Origin of the sequence: Bacteroides sp. OM05-10AA (genome assembly GCF_003439055.1) — a bacterium.
GTDB classification, from domain to species: domain Bacteria; phylum Bacteroidota; class Bacteroidia; order Bacteroidales; family Bacteroidaceae; genus Bacteroides; species Bacteroides intestinigallinarum.
The window spans coordinates 78,905-103,303 of the sequence record NZ_QSUR01000005.1 but is presented as its reverse complement, the minus strand read 5'-3'; the positions used below and the strand labels follow the sequence as shown (position 1 = coordinate 103,303).

Here is a 24,399-nt window from a genome sequence, read left to right as displayed (position 1 = left end):
GAGAAAATAATGAAAATGAAATATTTATATATGTCTTTTCTGTTGGCGTTAGTCTATAGTTGTAGTGATTCTGGAGATAATTCAGATTATAGCGAAATGTTGAAAAAAGATTTCAACCAAGAAATTAAATGGGATGTGGATTCATTGGCTCTTATGAGAGCATCTTGGGAAAAAACGGATTTAGGCAACGGGGCAACTGTTTGTACGGCACAAGCGAGCATGTGGGGGACTGCCCAAAGCGTTTCTTATGTGGTATATCCGACGACTATGTTTTCTACCAGAGTTGCAGTATGTGATACTCCTGCCAAGACTAGTACGATTGCTAAAGATAAAAAAGCATTGTTTGCTATCAATGGCAGTTATTCTATTTCCGAAAATCCGTCTACATTTACTATGGTGGATAAGGTGGTGAAGGTTACGTCTACGATCGAATCTGCCAGTAAAGTGAACGGAGTGATTGCCATTGATGCGGAAGGTTCTGTAGATGTGAAGTCTTGTACGTTTTCTGATTATACGGATGTGGAAGATGAATATGAATCAGCTTTAGCATCAGGGCCAATGTTACTTATCGAAGGGAAAACGTGTTCGTTTCCTCAAGATGCTGTTTATACACAACGTATGGCTCGGTCTGTGATTGGGATAACTGCTCAGGGAAAAATGATGATGCTTACTATTGATGGTGCTATAACGGGAAATGCTGATGGTGCAACACTTGAGGAGGCCGCTTTTATTGCCAAAACATTGGGAATGAAGAATGCGGTTTGTTTGGCTGACGGAAATTCTTCCACGCTATGGACATCAGGTAAAGGCGTAGTGAATCATCCGATTGGAAATGGACAGTATGATCATGAAGGCGAAGGTACAGTGTCTACTGTGATCTATGTTGCAGCTTCTTCTTTATTTGACGGTGGTGATGGAACGGTTGATGATCCTTATTTGATTAGTAATAGGAATCATATGAGGAACATGATGTCTGTTGTAGAACTTGATAAAACTTATTATTTCGAAATGACGAATGATGTTGATATGACTGGCATTGACTGGAAACCACTGAATACGGGTGAGCCTGTTGACCGTTTTGATATAAAGATTCATTTTGATGGTAAGGGACATACGATTAGAAATTTACATTGTGAGATCAGTTCTCGGTACGCCAGTTTCTTTGGGGTAATGAATGGCTCATGTCGTAATGTGCGCTTTGAAAATGCGGAAGTTATTGGATATGGTTCTTCTTGTACGGGTATTGTTGCCGGTTATTTGGGAACAAATTCTTTGGAGTGTTTGATTGAAAATGTATATGTGTCTGGTACTGTAAGTGGCATACAGCAAGTGGGTGGTATTGGTGGCATTTTTGCTAAAGGTACTGTACGGAATTGTTATGCAGATGTAAAAGTAATCGGGTCTTCTCGTGCCGGTGGTATTGTTGCTGAACCAAGGAATGCTGTAGTTGTTGAAAACTGTTTTGCGACAGGAACTCTTTATAGTACAGGAAATGCAGGTGGTATTGCCGGAGGACTTAATGGCAATAATCCTACAATAAAAGGTTGTATCGCTTGGAATGAACAGATTGATGGTGAACCTGTATCAGGACGTGTTATTGGATGGCAGTCAAATACCTATACGAAGGCTACGGATTGTTATGCGAAAAAAGATATGATTATCGCATGGGGACCCAACAAAGGTATGACGGGGGCTGATGCTAATACTGCCGGAACTTACGATTGGGGCAACAATAAAACTGCAATTTGCCATGGTATTACTACGGAAAATAGTGTAGATGCTGCATCGAAAATAGGTTGGTCTACAGATATATGGGATCTTTCAGGCGTAACTCCACTATTGAAATCTTTTAATGATAAGTAATGATACGAATAGGGAATCTATATGTTTATTTAAAAAATTATATTATGAAGCTTACGAAGTTAACAATTGCTTTTTTATCCGTATTTTTCTGTCTAGTTGTCGCTTGTGGAAGTGATGGGGGCAATGATGACCCCAAAACACCGGATGTTACAGAGCCGGTAACACCAAATGAACCGGACGAACCGGACAACCCTTCCGTTGTAAAAGTCCCGACTCTACAGAAGAATGTCCAAAGTGAATGGAAAATTGATTCTATCGATGATGGTTTTATTTATTATAACTATGAACGGTATGACGATGTGAGTAAGGCTCAACAGATTGTAAATGTGCTGGAAATTGATTTACTTTCCAATAAGTACAAAGTTGAATTTACATATAATAATGGAGATTCTCTTTCAACTACAGCACAGGTACGTGGGGCTATTGGTGGTATTAATGGTGGGTATGAACAGGAAGCTATTTATATTCGTATCAATGGAACTAATATCTCTGAAGTGACACTACCGGAGGGACATCTACGATACTGGAAACATGATGGTGCGCTTTATTCGGATGGAAAATCTGATGTTGGAATTATATATGGCGGCAGAAATGGAAAGGCTGCAATTGATACATATAAACAACATTCTGCAAAGTTTTTGTTAGCTAGTGCCCCCACACTGATTGACGATTACAATCCGCTAGGTGAAACTTTTGTTGGTAATTATACTATGGAACAATTGGAGTCTTTTGACTATGAAGATTATCGCAGACATCAAGGAGTACGTCATCCTCGTACGGTGGTTGCTGTGACAGAGGATAAAGATTTGTTGTTAGTCACTATTGATGGGCGCTGGGCTGGTAAGGCGGAAGGTATGAGCGCAAAAGAAGTAACCTTATTCCTCAAAAAGCATTTCAGTCCTCAATATGCACTTAATATGGATGGTGGTGGATCTACTACTATGTATGTGAAGGGGAAAGGAGCGGCAAAAACAGATGTTGTCAATTATCCTACTGATAATGGAGTCTTTAACCACTATGGACAACGTCGTGTAACAACTCATATTATAGTAAAAAGAAAGTAGACCTTAATCATTTCATCATAAAATAGGTATTTTATATATTGTAAACGGTATAAATCCATTTAGCAAAGATGGCTTTATACCGTTTACTAGTACCTATACAGAGGTGTAGGGAAAATGTGAATCTGTTTATATTTGCAATTGTATTGTGTCTTTTGTGTCAAAATGTATACCCTTTCAATCAAAATACATAAGGAAAAGGAGGAGGGAATCGCCTATCTTTGCCATGTAGGTAAATGGATACCTTAAATATATAGACAGAATACCATGAAACAAAACTTTTTTGCAGTCGACCTGGGCGCAACGAGCGGCCGTACAATCTTAGGAACTTTCATTGAAGGCGGATTGAATCTGGAAGAGATTAATCGTTTTCCTAACCACCTGATTGAAGTAGGTGGACATTTCTATTGGGATATTTATGCATTATATCGTCATATTATTGACGGATTGAAGTTGGTTGCTCATCGTGGCGAATCCATTGCTTCTATCGGTATCGATACCTGGGGAGTGGATTTTGTGTGTGTCGGAAAAGACGGTAACCTGCTTCGCCAGCCTTATGCATATCGTGACCCGCATACAGTAGGAGCACCGGAGGCTTTTTTTTCCCGTATTTCGCGTAGTGAAGTCTATGGCAAAACGGGTATTCAGATTATGAATTTTAATTCACTTTTCCAATTAGATACTTTACGTCGCAATCACGACAGCGCGTTGGAGGCGGCAGATAAAATTCTGTTTATGCCGGATGCGTTGAGTTATATGCTTACCGGAGAGATGGTGACGGAATATACGATTGCTTCGACAGCCCAGCTGGTGAATGCACAGACACGACGTTTGGAGCCGGAGTTGCTGAAAGCGGTAGGATTGGACGAGAAGAATTTCGGCCGTTTTGTATTCCCGGGTGAAAAGGTGGGAGTATTGACGGAAGAAGTGCAAAAGATAACCGGACTGGGTGCGATTCCTGTGATTGCGGTAGCCGGCCATGATACCGGTTCTGCTGTTGCTGCCGTTCCGGCATTGGATCGCAATTTTGCTTATTTGAGTAGCGGAACCTGGTCGCTGATGGGAGTTGAAACGGATGCTCCGGTGATTAATGCCGAAACGGAAGCGTTGAACTTTACCAATGAAGGTGGTGTGGAAGGAACTATCCGTCTATTGAAGAATATCTGTGGAATGTGGTTGCTGGAACGTTGCCGTCTGAATTGGGGAGATACAAGTTATCCTGAATTAATCAGTGAGGCGGATGCTTGTGAACCGTTCCGTAGTCTGATTAATCCGGATGATGACTGTTTCGCGAATCCTGCGGACATGGAAAAAGCTATTACAGAATATTGCCGGGCTACTGGACAGTCGGTTCCCGAGAAACGTGGACAAGTAGTGCGTTGCATCTTTGAAAGTTTGGCTTTGCGTTATCGCCAGGTGTTGGAGAATTTGCGTTCACTTTCTCCCCGTCCGATTGATACATTGCATGTGATTGGCGGAGGTAGTCGGAATGATTTGCTGAACCAGTTTACTGCCAATGCGATAGGAATTCCTGTGGTAGCCGGTCCATCTGAAGCAACAGCCATCGGTAATGTGATGATTCAGGCCATGGCGGCAGGCGAAGCAACGGATGTTGCCGGTATGCGCCAGTTAATTAACCGTTCTATCCCGTTGAAGACTTATCAACCGCAAGACACGGAAGCTTGGGATGCGGCTTATATCCATTTTAAAAATTGCGTTCGGAAATAAATAGAACGATCGACAGAATAATCATTTTTAAAACTAATAGAATATCATGAAAAAAGAAGAACTGATTCAGAAAGCGTATGAAATTGCTGTGGAACGTTATGCAGCAGTAGGTGTAGACACCGAAAAAGTATTGAAAACTATGCAGGATTTTCATCTGTCACTTCACTGCTGGCAGGCTGATGACGTTGCAGGATTTGAAGTACAGGCCGGTTCATTGACCGGAGGTATCCAGGCAACCGGTAATTATCCGGGCAAAGCTCGTAACATTGATGAACTGCGTGCTGACATCTTGAAAGCTGCTTCCTATATCCCGGGTACTCATCGTTTGAACTTGCATGAAATCTATGGAGATTTCCAAGGTAAGGTGGTAGACCGTGACCAGGTAGAGCCGGAACATTTCAAGAGTTGGATAGAATGGGGTAAAGAACATAACATGAAACTTGACTTCAACTCTACTTCTTTCTCTCATCCGAAATCAGGCGATTTGTCACTTTCTAATCCTGATGAAGGTATTCGTCAGTTCTGGATTGAACATACCAAACGTTGTCGTGCAGTTGCAGAAGAAATGGGTAAGGCACAGGGTGATCCATGTATCATGAACCTTTGGGTGCATGACGGAAGCAAGGATATCACTGTAAACCGTATGAAATATCGTGCGTTGTTGAAAGATTCTTTGGATCAGATTTTTGCTACCGAATATAAGAATATGAAGGATTGTATCGAATCTAAGGTGTTCGGTATTGGTCTGGAAAGCTACACGGTAGGTTCTAACGACTTCTATATCGGTTACGGTGCTTCTCGCAATAAGATGATTACGTTGGATACCGGTCACTTCCACCCGACAGAAAGTGTAGCTGATAAAGTATCTTCATTGTTGCTTTATGTTCCTGAATTGATGTTGCACGTAAGCCGTCCGGTTCGTTGGGATTCAGACCACGTAACTATCATGGATGACCCGACTATGGAACTGTTCAGCGAAATCGTTCGTTGCGGTGCTTTGGACCGTGTACATTATGGTCTTGACTATTTCGACGCATCTATCAACCGTATTGGCGCTTATGTGATTGGTAGCCGTGCAGCACAGAAATGTATGACTCGTGCTTTGCTCGAACCGATTGCGAAGTTGCGTGAATACGAAGCAAACGGACAGGGATTCCAGCGTCTGGCTCTGCTCGAAGAAGAAAAAGCGCTGCCTTGGAATGCAGTTTGGGATATGTTCTGTTTGAAGAATAATGTTCCTGTAGGTGAAGATTTCATCGCAGAAATCGAAAAGTACGAAGCCGAAGTAACTTCTAAACGATAAGTTATGGATATTTTAATCGGCTTATTGATTATAGCCATCGGTAGCTTTTGCCAGTCCAGTTCTTATGTGCCTATTAAAAAGGTAAAGGAATGGAGCTGGGAAAGCTTCTGGTTAATACAAGGTGTATTTGCCTGGTTAGTGTTCCCGTTCCTGGGTTCACTACTGGGGGTACCCCAGGAAAGTAGTTTGTTCGACTTGTGGGGAGCGGGAGGTGCTGGAATGAGCATCTTTTATGGTATCCTGTGGGGAGTAGGCGGTTTGACTTTCGGACTTTCCATGCGTTATCTGGGGGTTGCGCTGGGACAGAGTATCTCATTGGGTACTTGTGCCGGTTTCGGAACTCTTCTTCCGGCTCTTTTTGCAGGCACAAACTTGTTTGAAGGCAACGGGTTGATTCTTTTGTTGGGTGTTTGCATCACATTGGCGGGTATTGCCGTTATCGGGTATGCCGGTAGCTTGCGTGCACAAAACATGAGTGAAGAAGAAAAGCGTGCTGCCGTAAAAGATTTCGCATTAACAAAAGGTTTGCTGGTTGCACTTCTTGCCGGTGTCATGAGTGCTTGTTTTGCTTTGGGACTGGATGCGGGAACACCTATCAAGGAAGCAGCTTTAGCCGGTGGAGTGGAAGGGCTTTACGCCGGTCTTCCGGTGATCTTCCTGGTTACCTTTGGCGGATTCCTGACAAATGCAGTTTACTGCCTGCAACAGAATGTGGCTAATAAATCGATGGGTGACTATGCTAAAGGAAAAGTATGGGGCAATAATTTGGTTTTCTGTGCGTTGGCTGGTGTACTATGGTATATGCAGTTCTTTGGACTGGAAATGGGTAAGAGTTTCCTTACGGAGAGTCCGGTATTGTTGGCTTTCTCCTGGTGTATTTTGATGGCATTGAATGTCACATTTAGTAATGTTTGGGGAATTATTCTGAAAGAATGGAAAGGCGTGTCAAACAAGACCATAACTGTGCTGATAGCTGGTCTGATCGTACTTATCTTCTCATTAGTGTTCCCAAATTTGTTTTAAAAAATTTAGGTATGGATTATATGGATTACGCAGTTTTTTTATAACTTGCGACGAAATCAGTGTAATCCATGCCTAATTAAAATTATATATAGAATGAAATCAATCTTAGAGAATCGTCCGGGACTTGCCAAAGAAGTAAATAAGGTAGCAGAAGTTGCCGGGTACTTGTGGCAGAAAGGATGGGCTGAACGTAACGGTGGTAATATCACTGTTAATATCACAGAGTTTGTAGACGATGAAATCCGTCAGATGAAACCGATCAGTGAAGTTAAACCTATCGGTGTGACTCTTCCTTATCTGAAAGGATGCTATTTCTACTGCAAGGGAACTAATAAGCGCATGCGCGATTTGGCTCGTTGGCCAATGGAGAATGGCTCGGTGATCCGTATTCTGGACGACTGTGCCAGCTACGTAATTATTGCGGACGAGGCTGTGGCTCCGACATCGGAATTACCTTCTCACTTGAGCGTGCATAATGACCTGTTGAGTAAAAACTCTCCTTATAAAGCATCTGTACATACACATCCGATTGAACTGATTGCCATGACGCATTGCCCGAAGTTCCTGGAAAAAGATGTGGCTACTAATCTATTATGGAGTATGATTCCCGAAACAAAGGCATTCTGCCCGCGTGGTTTGGGGATTATTCCTTATAAATTGCCTAGTTCTGTAGAACTGGCGGAAGCTACCATCAAGGAATTGCAGGATTACGATGTTGTGATGTGGGAGAAACATGGTGTATTTGCAGTAGATTGCGATGCGATGCAGGCGTTCGACCAGATCGATGTACTTAATAAATCGGCTCTCATCTATATCGCAGCGAAAAATATGGGCTTCGAGCCGGATGGTATGAGTCAGGAACAGATGAAAGAAATGACAGTTGCTTTCAATCTGCCTAAATAAAAAACAAATAGCACAATCATGAATCGCATTATTTTAAATGAAACTTCTTACTTCGGTGCCGGATGCCGGAGTGTGATTGCTGTGGAAGCAGCCAGACGTGGCTTTAAGAAAGCCTTTTTTGTAACGGATAAAGACTTGATTAAGTTTGGAGTAGCTGCCGAAATCATTAAAGTATTTGATGACAACCAGATACCTTACGAACTTTATAGCGATGTAAAAGCCAATCCAACAATTGCAAATGTGCAAAACGGTGTGGCTGCTTACAAAGCTTCCGGAGCTGATTTTATCGTAGCTTTGGGTGGTGGCTCTTCTATCGATACTGCCAAAGGAATCGGTATTGTTGTGAATAACCCGGATTTTGCGGATGTGAAGTCTCTGGAGGGTGTAGCTGATACCAAACACAAGGCTGTACCTACCTTTGCACTGCCTACTACTGCCGGAACGGCTGCCGAGGTAACTATCAATTATGTGATTATTGATGAAGATGCCCGTAAGAAGATGGTTTGCGTAGACCCGAACGACATCCCTGCCGTGGCTATCGTAGACCCTGAACTGATGTATTCGATGCCGAAGGGGCTGACTGCCGCTACCGGTATGGATGCTTTGACACATGCCATCGAAAGTTATATTACTCCGGGTGCTTGGGTAATGAGCGATATGTTCGAATTGAAGGCTATTGAGATGATTGCACAAAATCTGAAAGCAGCCGTAGACAATGGTAAAGATGTGGCAGCCCGCGAAGCAATGTCGCAGGCACAATATATTGCCGGTATGGGATTCTCGAATGTCGGTTTGGGAATCGTTCACTCGATGGCTCATCCGTTGGGTGCGTTCTATGATACTCCTCATGGAGTAGCCAATGCTTTGCTGTTGCCGTATGTGATGGAGTATAATGCTGAATCTCCGGCAGCTCCGAAATATATCCATATTGCGAAAGCAATGGGAGTGGACACTACCGGAATGAGTGAAGCAGAGGGCGTTAAAGCTGCTATTGAAGCTGTGAAAGCACTTTCTATCAGTATTAATATCCCACAGAAATTGCATGAAATCAATGTGAAGGAAGAAGACATTCCTGCATTGGCTGTAGCTGCTTTCAATGATGTTTGTACAGGTGGTAATCCTCGTCCTACTTCGGTAGCGGATATTGAAGCCTTGTATCATAAAGCATTCTAAATCTCGTCATAGTAAAGTTTGTTTTTATATCAACATCCGGAGATACTTGAAAGTACGCTCCGGATGTTTTTTTATACCCTTGCGTGTGTTTTCTGAAAATAATTCCTATTTTTGTCCAACTCAATTGCATGAAAACACACTGATATGATCGAGGATAATAGTTTAGGATTGGAGTTTAAATATCTGATTGTAAATGACATGGACCGTAAATTCGGGCTGTGGGTAAATACCGTCGGCTATCAGTCTATCCCTCCAGATTCACCTTATCCATTGAAAGAGCATCCTTCCGGCTACTTTTTTAATGCGGAAAAAGGAAGGGTGCTTCGCGAATATCAGTTGGTTTATATCACCAAAGGGCGTGGTTTGTTTTCATCCGATTCCACTTCTGAAAAGCAGGTTTGTAAAGGCCGGCTGATGGTCTTGTTTCCCGGGCAATGGCATACTTACCGCCCGTTACGGCAGACTGGTTGGACGGAGTATTATATCGGCTTTGAGGGGCCAATGATAGATGCCATCGTTAATGATGCTTTTTTGTCGCAGGAGCAGCAAATATTGGAAATTGGCATTAATGAAGAGTTGGTTTCCTTGTTCTCCCGTGCTCTTGCTGTGGCTGAAGCGGATAAAATTTCCGCGCAACAATATCTTTCCGGGATTGTGCTCCACATGATAGGTATGATTCTTTCCGTCTCCAAGAATAAAGTTTTCGAGATGAGTGATGTGGATCAGAAGATAGAACAGGCGAAAATCATCATGAATGAAAATGTTTCCGGTAATGTAGATCCGGAAGAGTTGGCAATGCGGCTTAACATCAGTTATTCATGGTTTCGACGTGTTTTCAAGGAGTATACAGGTTATGCCCCCGCCAAATATTTCCAGGAATTGAAACTCCGTAAAGCCAAACAGATGTTAGTAGGAACTTCTCAATCCGTGAAAGAGATTTCTTTTTTTCTGGGTTTCCAGTCTACCGAATATTTTTTCTCTTTTTTCAAGAAGCGTACAGGGCTTACCCCGTTGGAATATCGTTCGTTCGGACGAGAAGAATAAATAGGGGGGTGTCTATATCTATCAGTTATTTTGCTCTGATTTTGGGAATATCATAAAAACTGTTACTTTTGTGGTGAGATTAATGTGTGCTATAAATCATCCTTCTTGATATGCGCGAACAAAGACTATCTAAGATCCATTTTTTTATTCTGCTATCTCTTTTTGGATTTGTATTTCCACTCCGGTCACAGGAATACAAGTTCAGAACATTGGGTGTGGAAGATGGATTGTCGCAAATAACGGTGAGCGATATTTGCCAGGATGAGAAGTCGCGTATATGGATTGCCACTCTGGACGGGCTGAATTGTTTCGATGGCAATCACATCAAAGTCTTCAACCACTTTCATAACGACTCTATCAGTTATGGTAATTTATATGTGACTCAAATGGTGGAAGACGGTCAGGGAAGTCTTTTCCTGTTGGCCTCTACCGGACTTTTCCAGTTCGACCTTGAAACAGAAAAATATTATATTCTTCCGGTGACTTCTCCCTCCACTCTTGCCAAAGGAAAGACGGGAGTGTGGATTGCAGAAGGAGGGAAACTGTTCTTATACGATAAGAATACCCGCCTCTTGAAACCGATGTATGTCGATTTGCAGCTGCCGGATAGTGGCCCGACGATGGTGGAAGGTTCCGAAGGAAGTCTCTGGATTGCTTTGAAAGAGGGTGGGGTGATGCGTGTAGATACTTGCGGATCGATGTCACTTCACTTGCCCGGAATTAAAGTGATGAAACTGATAAAAAGTAACGACCAGAATATTTGGATCGGTTCGCAGGATCAGGGCGTTTTCTGTTTTTCACCTCAAGGTACGATCATACATCACTATGAATATAATGATAAGAGTGTTTACACGGTTCGGGACGATATGGCGAGAGCGTTATGTCAGGACCTGGAAGGGAATATATGGGTAGGCTACAGAAGTGGATTGAGTAAGATTGAAGTGGCTACCGGGAAAATATTCCATTATCAGGCTGATCCTAACCGGGTAGGTGCTATGTCCAATCGTTCGGTGACGTCTCTTTATACCGACAAACAAGGAACTGTTTGGGTGGGGACTTATTGGGGAGGGGTAAACTTCTTCTCTCCGGAATATCAGCATTTTGTGCATTATCATGCTTCGGACACCGGATTGTCTTTTCCGGTGGTCGGTGCTATGGCAGAAGATAAAGCCGGAAATATCTGGATTTGTACGGAAGGAGGGGGATTAGATTTATATCAACCGGAACAGGGAAAGTTCAAGCATTTTAATGCGCATACGGGATATCATTTCAGTACGGACTACCTGAAAGATGTTGTTTTTGATGAGGCTAATAATTGCTTATGGATTGCAGCCGACTTTACCAATAAGGTGAATTGTTTTCATCTTAATAACTATCGGAATGATATCTATAATCTCGAACCGCTTGGAGAAGAAAGTGTAGGAGAAGCCCTGTTTGCCTTGGCGGATACTCCTCGTAAATTGTATGTCGGGACAACATCCGCTATTGTGAGTTTGGATAAACAGACCTTGAAATCCGAGGTGTTGTTTCATCAGAAGGAACTGTTTACACATAATTATAACACCCTGTTGCTTGATTCGAAAAACAGATTATGGTTTGCTGCCGACGATGGTTGTGTAGCCTATGTGATTGATGAAAAGCGGTTTGAAACCTATAGGATAAGTCTGAAGAAACGGGTCAGATCTCAAAAAGAGTTGGTCAATGTTATCTATGAAGATCGAAAGGGAAATATTTGGGTCGGGACACATGGCAACGGACTTTTCTTGCTGGATAAGAAAGAACGTTTGTTTCGTTTACATACTCCTGAAAGTGTGTTGTCGGGAGAAAATATCAGGGTACTGGGGGAAACCCCTTCCGGGAATTTATTGATTGGTACCGGGCATGGATTGTCAATGCTGGAACAGAAAGAGGGAAAAGTGATAAACTTCAATTCTAAAACCGGATTTCCGCTGACTCTTGTGAACCGGAAATCCATGCATGTATCCCGCAACCATGATATTTATATGGGAGGAGCTACCGGATTGGTGACCATTCGTGAAAGTAGTCTGTATTATCCTCCGAAAATATACGATCTGGAGTTGGCTCATTTGTATGTCAACAACAAAGAGATAACAACAGGCGATCAAACCGGTATTTTAAATAAATCCTTTGCCTATACCGGACGGATCAAATTGAATTACTTGCAAAATGTGTTTTCTATCGGTTTTTCAACAGATAATTTTCTGCATATAGGCGGTGGTGAGGTAGAATATCGGTTAATGGGGTATAATGATGAATGGAGCGAGAACCGTCTGGGAAATGACATTACTTATACAAATATCTCTCCGGGTGATTATGTCTTTGAGATCAGGCTGAAGAACTTCCCGGAAGTAATCAGATCGCTGGATATAACGATTACGCCACCTTTCTATGCTACTTGGTGGGCCTATACTATTTATGTATGCGTGATTCTGACTATTCTATTCTTCATTGTGAGAGAATATAGAATCCGTCTGTTCCTGAAAACTTCATTGGATTTTGAACTTCGCGAGAAGCAATACATTGAAGAGATGAATCAATCCAAACTTCGTTTCTTCACGAATATCTCGCATGAAATCAGAACTCCGATCACTCTTATCCTGGGGCAGGTTGATCTTTTGCTGAATTCCGGCAAATTGTCTACCTATGCTTATTCAAAACTGCTGAATATACATAAAAATGCAGGTAACCTGAAATCATTGATTACGGAGTTACTTGATTTCCGGAAACAGGAGCAGGGACTTTTGAAACTGAAAGTTTCTCAATTTGACTTATACTCTTTGCTCAAAGAGCATTATGTATTGTTCAAAGAGTTGGCTGCTAACAGGAATATTTCGTTTGTTTTGCATGCCGACTGCGAGCGATGCCTCGTGTGGGGAGACCGGATGCAAATACAGAAGGTGGTTAATAACTTGCTGTCTAATGCTTTTAAATATACTTCAGACGGTGGAACTATCCGTATGGAATTAGCTAATGGAACGGAGGAATGTATGTTTTCCGTTTCCGATAATGGTGCGGGAATATCCGAGGAAGACTATGTTAAGATATTCGAGCGGTTCTATCAGGTTGAGAATATAGGACAGTATGGAGGAACTGGTATCGGGCTGGCTTTGAGTCAGGGTATTGTGAAAGCTCACCAAGGGGATATAACAGTAGAAAGTCAGTTGGGAAAAGGTTCTTGTTTTAAGGTCACTCTGAAAAAAGGGGATGCTCACTTTGATTCTTCTGTCGCCCGGGTTGAACCGGAGCAGGATAAGGAATATATTTATTATTCGGAAGACAAAGAACTGCTGGTTAAAGAGGTGCAGTCAGCCCAAAGTGAAAGCGGGACTACTGACTGTAAATTACTGGTGATCGATGATAATGAAGAAATCAGAAATATCCTTGTAGATATCTTCTCTCCGTTGTATACGGTTGAAACTGCAAGTGATGGCAAGGAAGGGTATGAGAAAGTAAAGGTAATGCAACCCGATCTGGTAATTTCGGATATCATGATGCCCGGAATGCCCGGAACAGAGTTATGTGCCAAGATCAAGAACAATATAGAAACCTGCCATATACCTGTCGTTCTTCTGACTGCCCTTAGTGCTCCCGAACGTGAGTTGGAAGGATTGAGAATTGGAGCGGATATTTATGTGGTGAAGCCATTTAATATGCGACGGTTGGTGATGCAATGCAATAATCTGATTAATACCCGCAGACTTTTACAGAATAAATATGCCCATCAACTGGATAGCAAGGCGGAGAAGATTGCAACGAATGAACTCGACCAGAAGTTTATCGAACAAGCTACTCAAGTGGTGGAAGATAATATGGAAAATCCCGAATTCAGTGTAGATGCTTTCTCACGGGAGATGGGAGTAGGACGTACCGTCTTATTCCAGAAGATAAAAGGTATTACGGGAAGTACGCCAAATAATTTTATCATGAATCTTCGTCTGAAAAAAGCAGCATATTTTCTACTGAATGCTCCGGAGATGAACATTTCGGATATTGCTTACCGGTTAGGATTTGGAAATCCTCAATACTTCAACAAATGCTTTAAAGAACTTTTTGATATTGCTCCTACACAGTATAGGAAATCTCATGATGCCCCTTCCGATCCCTCTGTAAAGTGATTAAAATAAGTCATCTGAATTTTTAGACTAGATAAAACGAACAATTCGATAGGGTGCAATATGCTCAAATGCGATACTTTTGTGGCGTTGGATCATGCCAGCTTGTACTTGAGTTTTCTTTAATTGGGTGTGTCCGCACACACTTTTATTTAGCAGACCGGGTATTGTATAATCTTTATTCTAATATAATAATTATTGTATAGTATTATGAAAGACGATTATCTATGTAATAAATAAAAGATAACATCTTACGGGAGAGAGCCAATGTATTTCTCCTAATTAATTAAGTAGTGAGTAAAACCTTGATAATTAACCAATTTAATTTTATTCTAGTTATGAAAAATTTGCAGAGTAGGACAAAAGTGCGATTGTTGCAGTCGTTTCTTTTGATTTCCTTGAGTCTCTTTTTCCTTGCCCATCCGGCTTATGCTCAAGGCGGGTTTGCAGTGAAAGGAGTTGTTGTGGATAAAACAGGATTTCCTTTACCTGGCGCTAATGTGATGGAGAAAGGAACATCTAATGGAACAATTACGGATTTAGATGGTAATTTCTCATTGAATGTTTCAAAGAAAGGAGTTACTTTGACTGTATCATTCATGGGATATACCCCTAAAGATGTGGTAGTGAAAGATAAAACAACGAATATTACGCTTGAAGAGAACTCTAAGTTACTGGACGAAGTAGTGGTAGTGGGTTATGGTACGATGAAAAAGCGTGATGTGACGGGAGCTATTACTTCCATCTCAAGTGAGGCTATTGAGCAGAAGATGGCTACTAATGTTTTTGAAGCACTGCAAGGTACTACTGCCGGTGTACAGGTAGTGTCCGGCTCGGGACAACCCGGTGAATCTTCTTCTATTAAAATTCGTGGTACTTCCACTTTCTCCGCCGAAGGAGTTACTCCCCTTTATATTGTAGACGGTGTGCCTTTGGAAAGTATTGATGGTATCAATACCAATGATATTACTTCCATGGAGATTTTGAAAGATGCTGCTTCTGCAGCTATCTACGGTTCCCGTTCGGCTAACGGTGTGATTATTATCACAACCAAGAGCGGTCAGGAAGGTAAGGCTCGTATTGATATCAAGTATAATCACTCATGGGGTACATTGTCTCATAAGGTGCCACAGGCAAATCGTAAAGAGCGTCTGTTGTACGACCAGTACCGCAAAGAGTATTTTGAAACATACGGCGGAGGTAATCCGGATGAAAGTATTGATATTCTGAATGATCCGTTGAACTCATTCTTCAATGTAGACAATGATTATCTGGACATGATTACAAGTACTGCGCAGAAAGATCAGGTGGATATCAGCGTAGGTGGCGGTACAAAGAAACTGAAATATTTCATCAATACCGGTTATTATAACGAGAAGGGTATTATTTCCAATACCGGTTTCCAAAGATTGAATACTCGTATCAACTCTGATTATTCACCGACTGACTGGATGAATATGGGTAGCCGTATTTCTTTGACTTACTCTAAAAAGAAAGGTCTGAATGAAGGTACATTATTGAGTGCGGTGTTAACTCGTCGTCCTTATTTCAATACTTATTATCCGGATGGTTCTTTGGTTGGAGTGTTTAATGGTCAGAAGAACCCTATTGCACAGGTCAATTATACGACTGACTTTACGGACTCTTATAAGGCTAACTTCTTCCAATTCTTTGAAATCAAGTTCAACAAGTATCTGAAGTTCAGAGCTAATATTAACGCTAACTTCTATCTGGACAAGCGTAAAAAACTCGAACCGAGCCTTATCACTGATGAATGGCAGAAGCAGAATAAGGGATATTCTTATAATTACCTGAACTGGAACTGGATGAATGAAGATTTCATCACTTATGCACGCAAGATCAAGGGACATAATTTCAGTGCGATGGTGGGTGTCAGTGCCCAACAATGGCGTTATGAAAATGAAACCTTTGTAGGTTTGAATTCATCTACCGACTTTATTTATACGATGAATGCATTTGCTGCCAATCTGGATTTGTCGTCTACGGGATCTACCTTGAGCAATCACTCCATGGCTTCTGTCTTTGCACGTGTGACGTATGATTATCTGGGAAAATACTTGTTTACAGCGAATATGCGTCGTGACGGTTCTTCTCGTTTTGCGAAAGAAAACAAATGGGGTAATTTCCCGTCTGTGTCAGTGGGATGGCGTTTCTCTGATGAGAAATTCATGAAGTTCTCGAAGAAATTCCTGGAAGATGGTAAGATTCGTGTAAGTTACGGTATCACCGGTAATGAAGCGATCGGTAACTATGACTATATTTATTCTTATTCTCCGAATTCTATCTATGACGGAGTGGGTGGCGTTATTCCGACTCGTATCGGTAAAGACAACCTGAAATGGGAGGAAACCAAACAATTCAACCTTGGTTTGGACTTGAATTTCTGGAATAGCCGTTTGACAATTACTGCCGATTACTACGATAAATATACAGACGGTTTGCTGGCAAACTACCAACTGCCTAAAGAATCCGGTTTTGCATATATGAAGACAAACGTCGGTGAGATGAGCAACCGCGGTTTTGAAATTGCCGTTACCGGTGATATTATCCGCACAAAGGACTGGAAGTGGAATGCTTCTTTCAATATCTCCAGAAATATCAACCGCATTGAGAAACTGTCTGAAGGTAAGGCATATATGGAAGGTGATATCTGGTGGATGCAGGAAGGCGGCCGTGTAGGTGACTTCTATGGATTTAAAAGTGCCGGTGTCTTTGCTTATGACGAATCGAATGCTTTTACAGATAAATGGGAACAACTGACTCCGGTGTTTGAAAATGGTGTATTCCAATACAAGTATTTATTGAATGGAAAGGAATATGCAGGTGATATTCGCCAGAAAACGTTACCGAACGGCAAACCGTTCCGTGGCGGAGATTACAACTGGGAAGAACCGGAAGGAACCCGTGATGGTGTGATTGATGATAACGACCGTATGGTGATCGGTAATGCAATGCCTGATGTGACCGGTGGTTTGAATACAACCGTGACTTGGAAAAACGTAAGCTTGTATCTGGGATTCTATTATTCCTTGGGAGGACAGATTTATAATGCTGCCGAACATAATCGTAACATGTTCAAATATACCGGAACCACTCCTTCACCGGAAGTAATTCATAATATGTGGTTGCATCCGGGCGACCAGGCTATCTATCCGCGTCCGTATAACGATGATTACAACAATGCACGTATGGGTAACTCGTTCTATCTGGAAGATGCTTCCTTTATTCGTCTGCAAAACGTACGTATAGCCTATGATCTTCCTGAAAACTGGATAAAGAAGCTGATGTTGAAGAATATAAATATCTACGCTTTTGTAAACAATGCATTGACATGGACCAACTATTCGGGATTTGATCCTGAATTCTCTACAAGTAATCCTCTGCAGGTAGGTAAAGACTCTTACCGCTATCCCAGAAAGAGAGAATATGGTATTGGTTTTTCTGCAAACTTTTAATTGAAGATATCGTATGAAGAATATAAAATATTTTGTTGGAGCTGTATGCCTGGCTCTATCATTGAATAGCTGTTCAGACTTTCTGAATGAGGAACCGGTGAGTGAAATCCCGGCAGGTGACATGTGGCAGACCGCCCGTGACGCTAAGGCAGGTATAAATGAAATCTATGGATTGTTGCGTTCCACTTTACGCGAGAATTATTTTTATTGGGGTGAATTCCGTTCGGATAACGTAGCTCCCGGAGCACCGGTGATGGCCGATCAGGCACGTGTGATTAACAACCTGATGTCTACGGACGAGAAATGTGCGAAATGGACGACCTTGTATCAGATGATTAACCAGACCAATCTGGCCATCAAATATGTTCCTAATATCAGTATGCCGGATGTGGCAGACCGTAACGATTACCTTGGACAAGCGTATGCGTTGCGTGCTTTGGCTTACTTCTATGCTATCCGTGTCTGGGGAGACGTACCTTTGTTTATAGAACCTACTGAAAAGTATTCGGAGGCTATCTACAAGGAACGTACAGATAAGAATTATATTCTGGAACATGTTATTCTTCCTGACCTGAAAAAGGCGGAAAGCCTGATCAACCGTAATAAGAATTACGAACGCAAACGTATTTCTATCTGTGGCGTATGGGCCATTATGGCGGACGCCTATATGTGGACTGAAGAATATAATTTGGCTGATCAGACCATCGATAAGATGGCAACTATTGCTTCCAAAAAGGGGGGGCGTTTTGTTGACTTCGAACCTCTTATTGCTACATGGCATACCATGTTCACGGAAGAACTGAACAATAAGCCTTCTGATGATACGCCCGAAAATGATGAATATAACTCCAGAGAGTTTATTTTCCTGGTTCATTTCAATATGGATGAAGTCGGCACGAATGGTTACAGTTATATGTATCAATGGTTCTCCGGTTCAGGAAACCGTGCGGCAGTTATGTCTGACAAGTTTATGAGCATTTTTGACGAAGAGGATATGAAAGGTGATTTACGCAAAGATTATACGGTGAAGAATTACCAGAATGGAAATGAATTGCGTAAATATATGGCGGGGGATATTAGTAATTCTTTGAATAAGACTTGTGAGGTTGCTTATCCGATTTATCGTTATACAGATATGATGTTGCTTCAAGCAGAAGCTCGTGCTCATCAGGGCAAATGGGGTGAGGCTTTGGAACTGGTGAAATCTGTACGTGACCGTGCCGGATTGAACACACTGACTGAAAATGATTTTGCTTCTGAAGAAGAGGTAGTCAATTATATCTTGCGTGAACGCCAGGTGGAATTAGCCGGCGAAGGACGTCGTTGGTTTGACTTGCTGCGTACCGGAAAGTGGAAAGAAGTGATGAAACCTATCAACGGAATGGAGCAGGACGGCAATGAACTTTTCCCGATCCACTATTCACATATTCTGGAAAATCCGAAGATTGTGCAGAATACGTATTATGGCAATACTAACAATTAAAAAGATAGAAACAATGAAAAAGACAATATTATATAAGGCTCTTTTCTTTTGTTGGGCCATTCTGGCGTTGACCGGTTGTGATCTGGACCTACAAAAGAACTATGATTATGAACCTTCGGTGGATGATCCGTATGTAAAAGTGACAGCGTGGGAATATTTTCAGGATCATAAAGATATGTTCTCGGAGTTGATAGCAGCTATTGAGTATACAGGTCTGAAAGACTATTATACCCAGACTGATAATAAATATACCTTTCTCGCTTTGAATAATGCAGGTATGCAACTTTATCGTGAAAATGAATTTGCAGGTGCCGCATCCATTACAGATTGTGATAAGGATAAAGTAACAAACATGTTGCTTTATCATATTGTAGACGGTGAATATAGTTCTTATGGACAGTTGCAGGTGGAACCGATGTTCGTATTGACGATGCTGAAAGGAGAGAATGGACTGATGACAATGTCTGTATGGAAAAACCCATGGCAGGCTGCGGTAGGTAAGATTCTGGTGAATCAGACCGGAAGCAACGGGAAATCTCCACAGCGTCAGGCTAAGACCAGCAACATTCTGCCAACGAATGGTGTGATTCATATATTTGAGAACTATTGCAAATATTCCAAATAACCACAGTTAATTAAAAAGAGAACTAATTATGATTCGTAAAATATATACCTTATTAATACTAGGACTTTGCTTGGGCTTTGCTGCCTGTAGCGATGATAATGATGGTCTGGATCCTAATTCGGCTGCTCCTGTGATTAAATTCCCGATGGAACAACTGGATGTAGATTTAAATAAAGTGGATAATCTGCCGGTAGTGGCTGTCATTAAGTCTCAGGCCGGACTCCAGAGTGTGACAATGAAATTGCAGACAGTGGAGGGAGTGACCGAATATAAAACGGTGACTGAATTCTTTAATCCCAATTCTTACAGCTTGTCTGAAAACCTGGAGTACAATGCAAATTACGAAGCCTTTATCATTGAGGCTACGGATAAATTGAACCATGTGACGAGTGGAACTTTGCCAATTGCTGTTACCGATGTGATGGCGCGCCCTGTCATTACATTTGATCCGGAAAAGATTGTATATGATGAAATGGATGAAAATCCGGTAATTCCCCGTACCACTTTCAAGGTGGTTTCAGAAGCCGGTTTGAAAGTAGTGGAAGTATACCTGGTATCTGCAACCGGACAAGAATCGAAAGGAAGCGTAGAACTGAATGGGAAGAAGGATTTCTCATATGATGAAATGATTAATTATAAAGAAGGCGATAAAGGCTTCAAGGTAAAAGCGGTGGATATATACGATAATGTAACAATCTCAACTCTACCAGTAGAATACAAAACAGTTCCAATACCTGTATTGACTTTGTCGGAGAAACCTATTATAGCTAGTACGGATGCAAAACAAGAAGTGCCTGTAAAAGTAGAGTCAGTACGTGGTATTCATGAAGTGATAATTTATCGCATTGAAAACGGACAGGAGATTGAAGCTTTACGTGAACAGAAGAATGGCGAAACGCATCTGGATTATGCTCCGAAAATAACTTTTACCGAAACGACGTCTAAAATTAAAGTGGTGGTTTCTGATGGAAGAATCGGAAAAGAAGCAACCGGAACAGTGAAAGCATATGTGAATATGGATGTTGCTACAGTGAATATATCCAGCAAGACTTTTGCAAATAGTGCGCACGAAAAATATCCGGATGCCTATGGTCTGTTGTCCTTCAAAGATTTGAAAACCTATTCTATTGATTATGCATTAACCAATGCTGACAATGCAAAGAATGTCGATTTGAAATTCTATTGTATGGGAAAAGGTGCAAATGCAGATTCAGAACCTCGTCTGTATTCTATAAATGCAGCAAAATCGGACGAATATAAAGGATCTGGTGGAGCAGCTTTGAATACAGCAGCTGTGAAGAATAAGACTACAATGGCCAAATTGTCTAATTTTGATTTTGACAATGCAACTGTTACTTCCATAGCTTCTGAAATATCAGCCAGTTTGATTGTGAAAGAAGATCTGATGCCGATAGCAGAAGGGGATATTATCGCCTTTAAGACTGCATCGACTTCTGCGTCAGGAGGAAATAGAATCGGGGTAATGCGAGTTGTTAGCATGACGCCATCTACCGGTGAAGGTGTATTGAAGCCCGGAGATACAACAGCTCGTGTATTGACCGTTGAAATCAAATTTCCCCAAAAGAAATAATGCTGGGTAATGCTACTTACCGCCTGAAGTATGAATAGAAAACTTCTTTTCGATTAAGACTAAACTTTCATTTCATCAGAAGTAAAGTTGTTGTCTATCGGATATGAACTATAAACGGAGCTTCCGTTTTTATAAATGCAAGTTGCGTTTTTAAAAACAAAGCTTGCAATTTTAAAAACAAAGCTTGCGTTTATAGTTTATAAATAAGATGAGAGAAGTTTGCAATAAAGGGAAAAGAAGTTTTCCATTAATAGAGAATAACTTTTCTATTAATAGGCAAAGTGGAAGTTAATAGGAGCTTTTCCGGTGAACCGTAAAGTCTACGAAAGATGCGACTGATAACAAGCACGATGGTTAAGTAACAATGTGCAATAGCTGAAAGTAATATGAGAAAACATATATATAGGCATTTCCTCTTTTTATCTTTGGTCGGACTGATGCAGTTGACGCTTAGTTGTTCTTCTTCTGACGAAATAGACCTTTCAAAACCGGAAGAGGGAGATACTCCTTTGGAAAAAGAGGAATATACTTTTGTGAATGTGGAATACCGGAAATGGCAGAACGGAACTTTCCAAGCATGGACAACGGCAGACTCGAGAGAAACCCGAACCATTGATTATATGAATTGGTATACTCCCTCTTCGGATTATAGTCGGACTGCTTGGGGAGGACGGATAGGTCTGCAACCCTCTTCTGTGGTTGGAAAAGAAGGCTTTTTCCGAGTGGCTAGTTGCGCAGGACGTTCTTATTTGCTCGATCCGGATAATGGGGCCGTTATTATTCATGGAATTCAGCACGTCCGTCCGGGAGAATCTACTGCACATAAGAAGGCTTTCAGCACTCGATATGGCAGCGAAGCACGATGGAGTGAAGAGGCAGGTAAACTGATTGCGGATAATCATATAAACTATATTTCGTATGGATCGAACCGCATTGAAGCATTTCCTGCAGCGGTACGCAATAACCTGCTAACACCTAAAACGCAAAAGATTGCTTATGCAGAGAATCTGTATCTGCTTCGTACGTTTATGTGGGATATGAGCAAGAATTTAGGCTATACGTTTGAGGATGATAAGTACAATCGCCTGATTCTTCTTTTCGAACCGACGTTTGCCGCTTACATAGATCATCTTGTACAGGAAAAGTCTGCTTTATTTGCCGGTGATAAACATTTTATCGGCTTCTATCTCGACAATGAACTACCGTTTGCCAGTTATCAGAATACCGACCCTTTGCGCGGAATCGATCTGAAGCATTTCCTGTCCTTGCCCGAACGTTATAAAACAGCCCGGGAGTATGCAGAAAAGTTTATGCGGGATAACGGCATAGTCTCTGCCGGAGCGATAACCAAGAAAGATCAGGAAGACTTCCGAGGGATGGTTGCCGATTATTATTATCAGTTGACTACCACTACCGTCAGGAAATATGATAAAGAGCATTTGATATTGGGAACACGTCTGCACGATTGGAGCAAATATAATCAGAAAGTAGTGGAAGCCTGTGCTCGTTATTGCGATCTTGTTTCCATTAACTATTATGCACGTTGGCAACCGGAAACCGATTTTCTGGCAAACCTCAAAGCCTGGTGTGGAGCGAAACCTTTTTTAGTTTCGGAATTCTATACGAAAGCGGAAGATGCCAGTTATCAGGGAACTCGATATGCCAATACCGAAGGAGGTGGATGGCTGGTACATACACAAAAGAATAGAGGTGAGTTTTATCAGAACTTCTGTCTTCGTTTGCTGGAAACCCGAAACTGTGTGGGTTGGGTACACTTTGAGTATAATGACGGCTACGATTCTGATGGAAAAGCTTCCAATAAGGGAGTGGTGTCCATCGAATATGAACCTTATGGACCTTTCCTGTCGCAGATGCGGCAGTTGAATCTTGCAGTTTATTCACTGATCGATTATTATGATGCAAAATCAGTTCAATAGATCAACGGAAACTTAAAAAAGACAAATTGAATATTTAGAATTAAAATAGTTATGACCATGAAGAAGTTTAGTTTATTCGCAATCCTTTTAGGATTTAATATAGCTTTGGGGGCATGTTCCGATGATGATGCTCCTGTAGTGCAAGATGAAATCTTTCAACTTCCGGAAAAGGCTTATGTGCTGGCGGAGCAATCCAGACGGGCTATTGTCATCAGAGATGCGGAAACGCATCGCAATATTTGGAGTTGGGATCCTTATACTGCCTGTGTACCTGCTGCCCAACAGGGTTGGTTTGTCAATCCGAGTGAAGTAAAACCGGTTTTCAATAGACGCTATATCTTAATGACTGCCTCCGGCGGAGCTGTGGCTCTAATCCGTTTGTCGGATCATAAATTAATGTTCTATGCAAATTGCGGACAGAATCCTCACTCCGCAGAGGTGTTGCCGGATGGAAATATTGTAACAGCTGAATCTAAATCCGGTGAAATCAATACCTTTGTGGTTGATACAGTTAAAGTATTGGGAGCGAAAGTTAATACGGTGAAATTGGGTAATGCGCATAATGTAGTCTGGGATAAGAAGAGATCGTATCTTTATGCTACAGCTACCATAACGGGCGGAGTGACAGCATTATTCCGTTTTAAGTATGATGGCAACCGGAGTAATCCGAAGCTGACTAATCAGACACGTATATATACCTTCGACAAGGAATCTGGAGGACATGATTTGTTCCCGGTGTATGGTGAAGAAGATAAATTATGGTTGACAGCGGCTTCGGCAGTTTATAAGTTTGATATTTCTACGGATGTTCCGACCTGTGAGAAAGTGTATAGCATAGCCGATATAAAAAGTATCTGCAACGGACCGGACGGAATCCTGATGTTAAAACCGACTGAAGAGTGGTGGGCAGAAGGACTTGTAAATGAGAAGGGAGAAGAACTTTTCAAAATGGACGGAGCCAAGATTTATAAAGGCCGTTGGATGATAGACAATCTTTTCAGTTATCCGGAAAAGCATGATTTCGTGTTGGGTGAGGACTGATTAAGTATGGTGGAA

At 41.7% G+C, this 24,399-nt stretch carries 15 protein-coding genes; all 15 read left to right on the top strand.

Annotated elements, in window-relative coordinates; all coding sequences use genetic code 11:
• Window positions 1–9: 9 nt before the first annotated feature.
• The 15 genes from DXB58_RS05450 to DXB58_RS05380 all read left to right on the top strand — a co-directional run bounded on the left by DXB58_RS05450 (window position 10) and on the right by DXB58_RS05380 (window position 24,384).
• Window positions 10–1,863, top strand: a complete 1,854-nt coding sequence (locus DXB58_RS05450) for a phosphodiester glycosidase family protein (RefSeq protein ID WP_233527238.1) — start codon at window positions 10–12, stop codon at window positions 1,861–1,863.
• A 44-nt stretch (window positions 1,864–1,907) separates the two neighbouring features.
• Window positions 1,908–2,927 (top strand): phosphodiester glycosidase family protein, encoded by a 1,020-nt coding sequence (locus DXB58_RS05445; RefSeq protein WP_122136154.1) that lies wholly within the window; start codon window positions 1,908–1,910, stop codon window positions 2,925–2,927.
• Between the two features lie 264 nt (window positions 2,928–3,191).
• Entirely contained in the window at window positions 3,192–4,652 is a 1,461-nt protein-coding gene (rhaB, locus tag DXB58_RS05440; RefSeq protein WP_122136153.1) for a rhamnulokinase, read from the top strand.
• 46 nt (window positions 4,653–4,698) lie between these two features.
• Window positions 4,699–5,955: an L-rhamnose isomerase gene (locus tag DXB58_RS05435; protein ID WP_004299875.1), complete on the top strand. Its 1,257-nt coding sequence runs from the start codon at window positions 4,699–4,701 to the stop codon at window positions 5,953–5,955.
• Between the two features lie 3 nt (window positions 5,956–5,958).
• Window positions 5,959–6,978, top strand: a complete 1,020-nt coding sequence (gene rhaT, locus DXB58_RS05430; RefSeq protein ID WP_008997895.1) for an L-rhamnose/proton symporter RhaT — start codon at window positions 5,959–5,961, stop codon at window positions 6,976–6,978.
• A 93-nt stretch (window positions 6,979–7,071) separates the two neighbouring features.
• Entirely contained in the window at window positions 7,072–7,881 is an 810-nt protein-coding gene (gene rhaD, locus DXB58_RS05425) for a rhamnulose-1-phosphate aldolase (RefSeq protein WP_008997894.1), read from the top strand.
• An 18-nt stretch (window positions 7,882–7,899) separates the two neighbouring features.
• The gene (gene fucO / locus DXB58_RS05420; RefSeq protein WP_122136152.1) at window positions 7,900–9,054 is read left to right on the top strand and encodes a lactaldehyde reductase; all 1,155 of its coding nucleotides are present in this window, start codon (window positions 7,900–7,902) and stop codon (window positions 9,052–9,054) included.
• 144 nt (window positions 9,055–9,198) lie between these two features.
• Complete coding sequence (locus tag DXB58_RS05415) at window positions 9,199–10,098, top strand: AraC family transcriptional regulator (RefSeq protein WP_004304986.1); 900 nt, start codon at window positions 9,199–9,201, stop codon at window positions 10,096–10,098.
• Window positions 10,099–10,208: 110 nt separating this feature from the next.
• Window positions 10,209–14,234 carry a hybrid sensor histidine kinase/response regulator transcription factor gene (locus DXB58_RS05410; protein ID WP_122136151.1) on the top strand — a complete coding sequence of 1,342 codons (4,026 nt, stop codon included), beginning with the start codon at window positions 10,209–10,211 and terminating at the stop codon, window positions 14,232–14,234.
• Between the two features lie 335 nt (window positions 14,235–14,569).
• Window positions 14,570–17,707, top strand: a complete 3,138-nt coding sequence (locus DXB58_RS05405) for a TonB-dependent receptor (protein ID WP_122136150.1) — start codon at window positions 14,570–14,572, stop codon at window positions 17,705–17,707.
• 13 nt (window positions 17,708–17,720) lie between these two features.
• Window positions 17,721–19,190 (top strand): RagB/SusD family nutrient uptake outer membrane protein, encoded by a 1,470-nt coding sequence (locus DXB58_RS05400; protein WP_122136149.1) that lies wholly within the window; start codon window positions 17,721–17,723, stop codon window positions 19,188–19,190.
• 13 nt (window positions 19,191–19,203) lie between these two features.
• Window positions 19,204–19,815 carry a fasciclin domain-containing protein gene (locus tag DXB58_RS05395; protein WP_117936109.1) on the top strand — a complete coding sequence of 204 codons (612 nt, stop codon included), beginning with the start codon at window positions 19,204–19,206 and terminating at the stop codon, window positions 19,813–19,815.
• A 28-nt stretch (window positions 19,816–19,843) separates the two neighbouring features.
• Window positions 19,844–21,406 (top strand): hypothetical protein, encoded by a 1,563-nt coding sequence (locus DXB58_RS05390; protein WP_122136148.1) that lies wholly within the window; start codon window positions 19,844–19,846, stop codon window positions 21,404–21,406.
• A 386-nt stretch (window positions 21,407–21,792) separates the two neighbouring features.
• Window positions 21,793–23,343 (top strand): hypothetical protein, encoded by a 1,551-nt coding sequence (locus DXB58_RS05385; RefSeq protein WP_122136147.1) that lies wholly within the window; start codon window positions 21,793–21,795, stop codon window positions 23,341–23,343.
• 57 nt (window positions 23,344–23,400) lie between these two features.
• Complete coding sequence (locus tag DXB58_RS05380) at window positions 23,401–24,384, top strand: DUF6528 family protein (protein WP_122136214.1); 984 nt, start codon at window positions 23,401–23,403, stop codon at window positions 24,382–24,384.
• Window positions 24,385–24,399: the final 15 nt, after the last annotated feature.